The sequence below is a fragment of the Duganella sp. sic0402 genome, assembly GCF_019219065.1.
Classification (GTDB): domain Bacteria; phylum Pseudomonadota; class Gammaproteobacteria; order Burkholderiales; family Burkholderiaceae_D; genus Rugamonas.
On the sequence record NZ_JAHUWK010000038.1, the window covers coordinates 1 to 435 of the forward strand.

At 73.3% G+C, this 435-nt stretch carries 1 protein-coding gene; it reads right to left on the reverse strand.

The window, feature by feature from the left end; translation table 11 throughout:
• Positions 1-424 (reverse strand): PQQ-dependent sugar dehydrogenase (locus KW842_RS27200; protein WP_218307309.1); only part of this gene is annotated, 424 nt, incomplete at its 3' end.
• Positions 425-435: the final 11 nt, after the last annotated feature.

A 435-nucleotide genomic window follows, 5' to 3' on the forward strand; every position in this document is an offset into this window, starting at 1 on the left:
GGTCGTCCAGCGTGCCGCCACCCTGCGCGTCCAGCACCAGCTTCGCCCGCGCCACCGCGGCGCCCTGGCCGCCGTCGCCGGCCTCGGCATAGCTCAGGTACACCCAGCCGTTCCGTGCGAAGCCGGGATGCAGCACCACGTCGCCGAAGCCGCCCTGCCCGCCATGCTCCACCTTCGGGACGCCGCCCACCTTGCTGCGGGTGCCGGCCTCGATGTCGTAGACCACCAGCGTGCCGGCCATCTCGGTGACCAGCAGGCGACCATCGGGCAGGAAGGTCATCGCCCACGGCGCGTCGAAGCGGGTGATCTCCTGCGCCTCGAACGGCTTGGCCGCAGGCGTGGGCGCCTGCGCCTCGGCGGTGGTCGCGGCAAGACCCGCAGCCAGGGCGGAGGCGAGCAGAAGGACGGTGAGCGGACGGGGCATCGGACACCTCG